The organism is Streptomyces sp. NPDC002868, assembly GCF_055563295.1.
This window is the reverse complement of the sequence record NZ_JBVHDR010000060.1, coordinates 1-7,348: the sequence shown is the minus strand read 5'-3', so window position 1 is coordinate 7,348 and position 7,348 is coordinate 1. Positions and strand designations below refer to the sequence as shown.

The window sequence follows — 7,348 nt, the reverse complement described above, 5'->3', positions numbered from 1 at the left end:
GCATCGGGGCCGCCCGCACCGTCTGCGGCGGCGCTTGGCCGCCGCCCGGAAGATCAACGCACATGCGGACACTACCGTCCGGCCAGCCGAAAGGTTTCACTGCGGCTGCACGAGCATCGCCTGCACCCTCATCTGCCACCGCACTCGCAAATTGAGATGGCTTCTACTCGTTGAGTCCTGCAGCAGAGGCCGCCGAGCTCTCCCGTTGCGGGGTCCACAGGTAACTGGAGCAGGGGGACGGTGTTCCGCGAGCCGTCAAGGGGTACGCGGACAAGGCTGGCTGACGTCGGGTCACTCCATCGTCATGTTGGTTTCCCACTCGTCGAGAGACTGCCTCCCTTGCTCCTCCTCGCCGGTGAAGAGGAACAGCCCTGCCAGCTGGAACGTCTCGTTCGGCGAGGTCGATTGTAGGAGATCACAGACCTCGGGCATGGATGCCACCGCCTCGCCCTTGATCGACGTGATCAGTTGTCCTGCCCGGACTTCCGCCCGGCTGGCGGGCGAGTTTGTGTCGACCCGTGTGATCATCATGCCCTTGACACCGGCTTCGAGCAGCTTCTTCTGATCGCCTGCGGCGGCTTCTGGATCCTGGAGGTCGTTCGGGAAGTTGGGATCCTGCAGTGAAACCAGGCCCCATCCCGGATTGTTATTGCTCTCACCCGCCTCGAATCCCTCGAGCATGGGCTTCACGTGGTCGATGTTGATCGCGTACTACTGGGACTCCACCGCACCGCCCGGCGCTGGCCCCAGAGTGTTGATGCCCACCACCTCGCCTTCACCGTTGAGCAAGGGGCCTCCCGAATTGCCGGGGTTGATCGTGGCGTCGTGCTGAGTGGTGGAGGCGAGTTTAGGGATGGAGGGAGCGCCCTCCGTCTCCACGTCAGTCGCTTGAACCGAGCCGTCCGTGTAGACGGCTTTCTGGCGAGTGGCGTCCCCCTGCGCCGACGGGTACCCCAGAGCCGTCACAGCATCCGCCGGTTCGAGGGCTTCGCTGTCGCCGAGCGCGATCTGCTCCAAACCAGGCCGAGGCGAGGACAGCTGCATAACCGCCACGTCCTGACATGGATCGCTGCCGAGCAGCCGCGCTGGGACCGGCTCTCCTCCGTCGAAGGCCACCTTCAGCACCGACTGGCCCTCGACTACATGGGAGTTGGTCAGAATGAGTCGATTCTCTGCATCGTACACAAACCCGGTTCCGCTACCTCGACTGCCAAACACGTGCACCGTCGCCGGTGCTGCCTTTTCGTAGATCTCCCTGGGCGTCAGGTCTTCAGCACTCGCTATACCGCTCGCGCCGAGAACGGCCACGGACGCAATGGAAATGAGAATCTTCAATCTCGATTTCATGAGGGCGAGCCCTTCGATGCCGGTATTTCCAGCCTAGATCCACTCCCTCAGTCCCGCATCCAGTACACACGCCCCTGCGACACGGCCCGCGCTCGCGGGGCCGTGTCGTCTGAGGCTCCCCGACCCCCCAGCATGGACTCGTTGCGCACGATTCCGCCGCCGGGTCGGCGGACTAAGCCGTTCGCAGGGGCCGCTGTGGCGGTGGAAGCCCGGCTCGGATGTGGCGGGCGGTGACCGTGTCGCGGAGATCCGCCTCGGTCAGCAGTACCTCACCCTCGCCCTGCGTACGGACGTCGACGGCGAAGGCGACATCGGCTTCGACGTCCTGCTGCCCTGCCCCGTCGACCCCGAATGCGACGGCTACGCGTGGGCACCGGTCTCCAGCATCACCGACCAGCACCGCGCGCTGACCGGCGACATGGACAGCGCCCCGGACGTCGTCTGCACCGTCCACGGCCCGCACGACGACGAGGACCAGGAGGACGATCCCGAGGGCCGCGCCGACCCGGAGGCTCAGCTCGCGGAGGCAATCCGGGGATGAGTACCGACCCGCACCCGCTGACCCCGGCGGATCTACCCGCTGGGGACACCTGGGCGCAGGGCTGCCCGGCCTGCCACCTCCCGATCCAGGGCGGAGCCGCCAGCCTCGCGCGCACCGCCGCACCGCCGCACCGTCCACACCAGCGCCGGTGACTCCCGCACCCCGATCACCGTCCGGCTGGAGTTCTGACCCCGCCGCGCCCCGGGCGTGATGGACGTTCCGTGCCGTCCCGGCCTCCGCACACCCACGGGGCGGGGGTGGTCGCGGTGGGGCCCCTCACCACCAGCACGCGAAGGGAGATGGACGTCATGACCCTGCCCTACTTCGAGGTCGGCGTCCCGATAAGGAGCACCGCCCAGCCCGGCCTGCGCGGTGTGCACGTTTTCACCGGCCAGGCCGAAAGCCGCAGCGCCGCCGTACGGATCGCGCACGAGGTCTACGACGTGGCACGCGCCGCGCAGCAGGCCGGACTTGAGATCCCCCACGGTCGGCCTGACGGCTGGGGAGCCTGCGGCTACCGGCCCGGCTGGGAGCTCGACTGGCCCGCCGCGACTGCTGGCCGCTGGCACAACCCGAACAGCTGGACTCGCACCGGCGACTTCGAGCTGTAGCTCTGCCCCGGGACGGACGACAAGGCGTCCAAACCATCCGCCCGTCCCGGGCCCACCCATCCCGTACGCGACGAGACGAAGGACCCAAGTATGGCGTCCACCCTGCGCATACAGGCCCGCATCGGGCAGCGCACCCTCTTACTGACCGCCGCCGCACTGCCGTTGACCGGCTGGACCGTTCACGCCCTGGCTCTGCACCGGCGTCTGGCCGCCGCACGCCGCGACCCGCTTCTCGACCTCGTGGTGCTGTTGGAGGAGATCGACGTGGTGCGGGCCTTGCTGGAACAGGCCGGCTTCACCGTGGTCCTTCGGGTCTGGTTGCCCACCGCACTTGCCGTGGCTGACGCTGCAGGGCGGGAGATCGATCTTCATCCGGTCAGGCCGACCACCGCAGGCGGCGGGCACCAGTTGCTGCCGGACGGCGGCCGTTTCCATTACCCGGCGCCGGTGACCGGCGGCATTGGTGGCCCGCGAGTTCCGGTGCGTCGACGCGGAGACCCAAGTGCTCTGTCACGTCGGATACGAGCTGACCGACAAGGACCGACAGGACTTGGCCCGCCTGCATCAGAGCACGGGAGTCGCGCTGCCGAAGGAATACGGCCCCGGACTCCTACCTCGGATACCAGGGAGCAAGTAACCGGCAGGTAGCCCCGTCCGCGTCCACCGTTGCCGACGTTGATTACCGGCACGGGTTGCCGACACTGCCGACCTGCGGAAACGCTCTGGCGGGCGGAGTGTCGACAGACCCTCCTTTTCCGGCACTTGCCCCTTCAGGACCGCTGGCCAGACGAGGCGAGCACTGGAACCGAAACTGTGTGCGAACCGTCACACCCATCAGCACAGCACCACCACTCAGAGGGGGATGCATGCAAAGTCTAAAGTGGCTTGGCCAGCGCAAGGCACTGGCCACCGGAACGGCCCTAGCCGCGACAGTGCTGGCCGCCGGGCTGCTCAGCCCCACGGCGCAGGCTTCGTCCGCTCAGGGCTACGTCGCCGGATCGGGCTCCGTCCTGGACGACTTCGGCGACGAGGGCACGCTGCGCCGTGGCGGCACGTATGCCAACAGCGGCGCCACCGGCCTGTGGCAGTCGATCCTGTACGCCGACGGATTCCTCAGCGTGTCCGACATCGACTGCCAGTTCGGGCCGACAACCGAGGCGGCAACCAAACGGTGGCAGCAGACCTATGGGCTCACCGCCGACGGTGTTGTCGGACCGGCGACCTTCGGCAGAGCGGACGTCAGTCTCTATGACGAGGGATACAGCGGCACCACCCTCAACGTGAAGTACGGGGGGAGCAAGCGCCCCGTGTATTTCCAACGGACCAGCCAATCCAAGTACCTCTTCCGCACCGACCCGTCAAGCTCGGTCTACTACATGCTGACGGCGTACTACACATCGACCCCATACGGCTGCTGACCGACCTGGGTCACAGTCCTAACGCGAGCCCCGGACCCGCTCGGGTCCGGGGCTCGTCGTCCTTCCGATGGCCCGCCGACTACTCGCTGCTGCCCGAACATCGACCGGGCTCGACCGTCACCAGCGCGCGCCGCCCTGTCCCCCGGCGAGGTGGACCTCCCACCCCAGGGGGATGCCCCCAACCGGCCAGGGGCGGAACGACGCAAACGGTGGACGCGGACGGGGCTACCTGCCGGTTACTTGCCCCCTGGCGTCCGAGGTAGGAGTCCGGGGCCTGGAGTCCCGTGGGTTCCTGGGAACCCGACGGTGCTCGGCGGGAACCCCAAAGCCCATCGCTGCAGTTCCCGGTCCTGTGCCCGTGGGTGCGGGGTGAACTGTCGGGATGCCGGACGTGTTCCACCACCTCCGCCGCACGCCGTGGGCCGCGGCCTTCACGCCCTTTGCCTTCCGGCATGGCGGACCCCTGGGCATCACCGGAACGGTCATGATCAAAGCATGGCGAGGATCGGAGGCCGCGCGTACAGGCGCTGGCGAGTGGGGCTGCGCACATTCGGTGGGCTTGCAGTGGCGGCAAGCGTGCTGTACGCGGTGGTGCAGCTGGCCAACAGCGACCTAGACCCCTCGGATACCGCCGGCCTGATCGGGCTACCCGTAGGCGTGGCGGCGCTGGTGGTCTCCGTGGTGGGCCTGCCGCAGCTGCCTCGTGGTGATTTGGCGCAGCAGGCGCGCGGCTGGGCGTCGACCTTGGCCGAGCAGGTGAAGGAGGACGGTCAGCGGCAGTTGCGGCAGCTGATCGGGGACGACACCCAGAGGATCAATCTGACCTTCACCCTGCGCCCGGAGCCGGGGCGGGCGGCGGTGGCCCCGGCCAGCGCGGGGCGTTTGCTCGAGGGGACCCCGCTTCCGGATGTGGCCTCGTACTTCCGTCACACCTGCCCGCGTCGCCTGGTGGTCACCGGCGCGCCGGGGGCAGGCAAAACAGTGCTGGCGCTGGAGCTGATGCTGGCCCTTGTCGAGAGCCGGGAGGAGGGGGACCCGGTCCCGGTGCGCCTGTCGCTGGCCGAGTGGGACACCACCATCCCCCTGCCCGTGTGGCTCGCCCGCCACCTGGTGGACGTCTACGACTGGACGGCCAAGATGGCCGGGGAACTCATCCGCCAGCGCCGCGTGCTACCGGTGCTGGACGGGCTGGACGAGATGGACCCCACCGCACCCGACGGCACTCCCTCTCCCGACGCCCCGCGCGCCCAGGCCGCTCTGGGCGCGCTCAATGCCTACCAAAACGGCCGCGCCGCGGGACCGGTAATTCTGACCTGCCGCACCCGCCACTACGAGGCCCTAGGCAGCCGCACCCGGCTGCTCGACGCGGCCCGCATCGACATCGACCACCTCACCCCTGTGACCGCCCGCACCTATCTGCTCCAGCGCACCCCCGACCCCGCGCGGTGGCAGCCGGTCCTGGACACGCTGGACGGTGACCCCACCGGCACGCTGGCCACGACACTGTCCACGCCATGGCGGCTGAGCCTGGCCGCCACCGTTTACGCCCAGCATGGCTACCCCGCCGACCTGCTCCGCCACGCCACCCCAGCCGACCTGGACGAACACCTACTGGCCCGCCTCGTCCCCGCCGCCACAGCCCTCCACCCGCGCCCACGCCGCCCCTACACCGCGGCCGATGTCCACAGTTGGCTGGCCCGCCTCGCCGCCTACCTGAACACTCCGTCCCCCGTCGCGGAGGCACCGGCGTGGGCGGGCACCGGTCCCCGCATCGCCCTAGTCCTGCACCAGTTGTGGCCAGAGGCCGGACCCCGCACCGACTTGGTCCTGCACCAGTTGTGGCCACTGGCCGGATCCCGCCGGGTGCGCGCCACCGACGCCGCGCTGACCACGCTCGTGGTCTTGCTGCCGCTCCCGCTTGTATGGGCCATCGGCATACTGACCTGGCCCGTTTTGATCGCGTTCGCGTTCTCCGCGTTCGCGGCCTGCATCTGGGCGGCACGGGATGAGGTGGCACCGCCCGCGCGTGTGCACTGGGGATATTTGCGCACCAAAGCCGGATGCGAAGGGCTCGTGTTGGGGTTCCTGGGTGGGCTCGCGTCCACGTTTCTGTTCTGGTTCAAGACGGGGTTCCAGGGCGGGTTCGCAGCCGTGCTGGTGTGCGGGGTCATCTGTGGGGTCGTGTTTGGGCTAGAGGACCCATTCGAGCGCGAGCCGCCAATGAGTGCACGGCCCCGTAGCGTCATCCGTAGTGATCTTCTGCGAGGGTTCGCGTACGTTCTCATGTCTGTGCCCGCGGTCGGCGCCTTGATCGGGCTCATGCTCGGGGCCGGGCTCGCAGACGGGCTCCTGATCGGGCTCGCGGTCGGGCTCATGCTTGGGGTCGGGTTCGGTGCTCAATCCGGACGCCGGTACCTCGCCTTCGTGCTGTGCTCCAGGAGAGAACTGCCAAGGAGGCTCGGAGCCTTCCTGAATTGGGCCTGTGCCGCCGGGCTGCTGCGCTTCGCGGGCGCCGCCTACCAGTTCCGGCACCGCGAACTGCAGCAATGGCTGGCCTGTCACCCCGACCCCCCACCGGTGTAACCGCGGGCCGCGGGCTGGGCTCGGTCCGCACGCCGGCCAGCGCCGACTCGAGTTCCCTCGCGTTCGATAGGTCGAGGGATAGTCGGTCAAGGTGAGGGGAACTCGGCATTCCTGAAGGAACGTCACCGCCCTGGCGCCCGTCCGACCCGGGGAAAAATTCCTGGCCACAGGCCAAAGCGGTACAGCATGTGCGCAGGAACTCGAGGGATATCGCACATCCGGACTGGTTGGGCGGCGACGCTTTGCTTCCAGCCACGCCAGCGTCGAGCGCCCGAGAAGATCAACCGAAGGTTCTAGCCACGGTTCGAGTCATAGCCCCACCGGGGTCGGCCGTCTTTGTCCATGAAGCATTTGGCGGGACGTCCGTCTTCGGCGGTGCCGAGAGCGCCGACAGGCGAGCAGGCGTATCCGAACTGGATGCCCGCCTGGACGCCGGTGCTGCTGCCACCAGTGCGCGCCGGCCTTGGCTTTGGGCCGGTGCTGCTGCCACCAGCGCGCGTCGGCGTTGGCTTTGGGGGTGGATGGGGTGACGGTCGTCATCACCACGGTGGGGGGTGGTGAGGGCTCTGATGACGGCCCGTCATCGATGTCGAGCTTGGAGGCCATAGAAGTGACGATGAAGCCGAACACGACAACAACGCCTATGCAGCCTATGCAGCCGAGAGCGGTATCGCTGGATTTGCTCATGATGTTGTTCCCATGCTGCCGGTCTTCTGGTGCGTGTCGTGCTCGCAGGGCGGCGGCACGGCGCACCTAGGCCGTTTCGTTTGAATCATCTGATCGTTGGCCCAGATGTGCCGTTGACTGACGCGCAGTGGGCGCGGATCGAGCCGTTGCTGCCGGACCGG

Annotated in this window: 6 protein-coding genes and 2 pseudogenes; 6 read left to right on the top strand and 2 right to left on the bottom strand. The window is 68.1% G+C overall.

All coding sequences use genetic code 11. The annotated features are described in order from the left end of the window. Positions 1-291: 291 nt before the first annotated feature. On the bottom strand, positions 292-681 hold the full coding sequence (locus tag ACZ3H8_RS40365; protein ID WP_467410294.1) for a PDZ domain-containing protein: 390 nt from the start codon (positions 679-681) through the stop codon (positions 292-294). 30 nt (positions 682-711) lie between these two features. Then, positions 712-1,347, bottom strand: coding sequence for a S1C family serine protease (locus ACZ3H8_RS40360; protein ID WP_467410290.1), 636 nt, complete (start codon positions 1,345-1,347; stop codon positions 712-714). A 190-nt stretch (positions 1,348-1,537) separates the two neighbouring features. Between ACZ3H8_RS40360 and ACZ3H8_RS40355 the strand changes: the two are divergent. The 6 genes and pseudogenes from ACZ3H8_RS40355 to ACZ3H8_RS40330 form a co-directional block, all read left to right on the top strand. Beyond that, a pseudogene (locus ACZ3H8_RS40355) lies at positions 1,538-1,888 on the top strand (ATP-binding protein); the annotation flags it as partial. Positions 1,889-2,196: 308 nt separating this feature from the next. Beyond that, the gene (locus ACZ3H8_RS40350) at positions 2,197-2,499 is read left to right on the top strand and encodes a hypothetical protein (RefSeq protein ID WP_467410288.1); all 303 of its coding nucleotides are present in this window, start codon (positions 2,197-2,199) and stop codon (positions 2,497-2,499) included. 90 nt (positions 2,500-2,589) lie between these two features. Continuing rightward, positions 2,590-2,922, top strand: a pseudogene (locus ACZ3H8_RS40345) (hypothetical protein); the annotation flags it as partial. A 40-nt stretch (positions 2,923-2,962) separates the two neighbouring features. After that, the gene (locus ACZ3H8_RS40340) at positions 2,963-3,136 is read left to right on the top strand and encodes a nucleotidyltransferase domain-containing protein (RefSeq protein WP_467410293.1); all 174 of its coding nucleotides are present in this window, start codon (positions 2,963-2,965) and stop codon (positions 3,134-3,136) included. 229 nt (positions 3,137-3,365) lie between these two features. Then, positions 3,366-3,917, top strand: a complete 552-nt coding sequence (locus ACZ3H8_RS40335) for a peptidoglycan-binding domain-containing protein (RefSeq protein ID WP_467410285.1) — start codon at positions 3,366-3,368, stop codon at positions 3,915-3,917. A gap of 495 nt (positions 3,918-4,412) precedes the next feature. Continuing rightward, the gene (locus ACZ3H8_RS40330; RefSeq protein WP_467410284.1) at positions 4,413-6,500 is read left to right on the top strand and encodes an NACHT domain-containing protein; all 2,088 of its coding nucleotides are present in this window, start codon (positions 4,413-4,415) and stop codon (positions 6,498-6,500) included. Positions 6,501-7,348 lie beyond the last annotated feature (848 nt).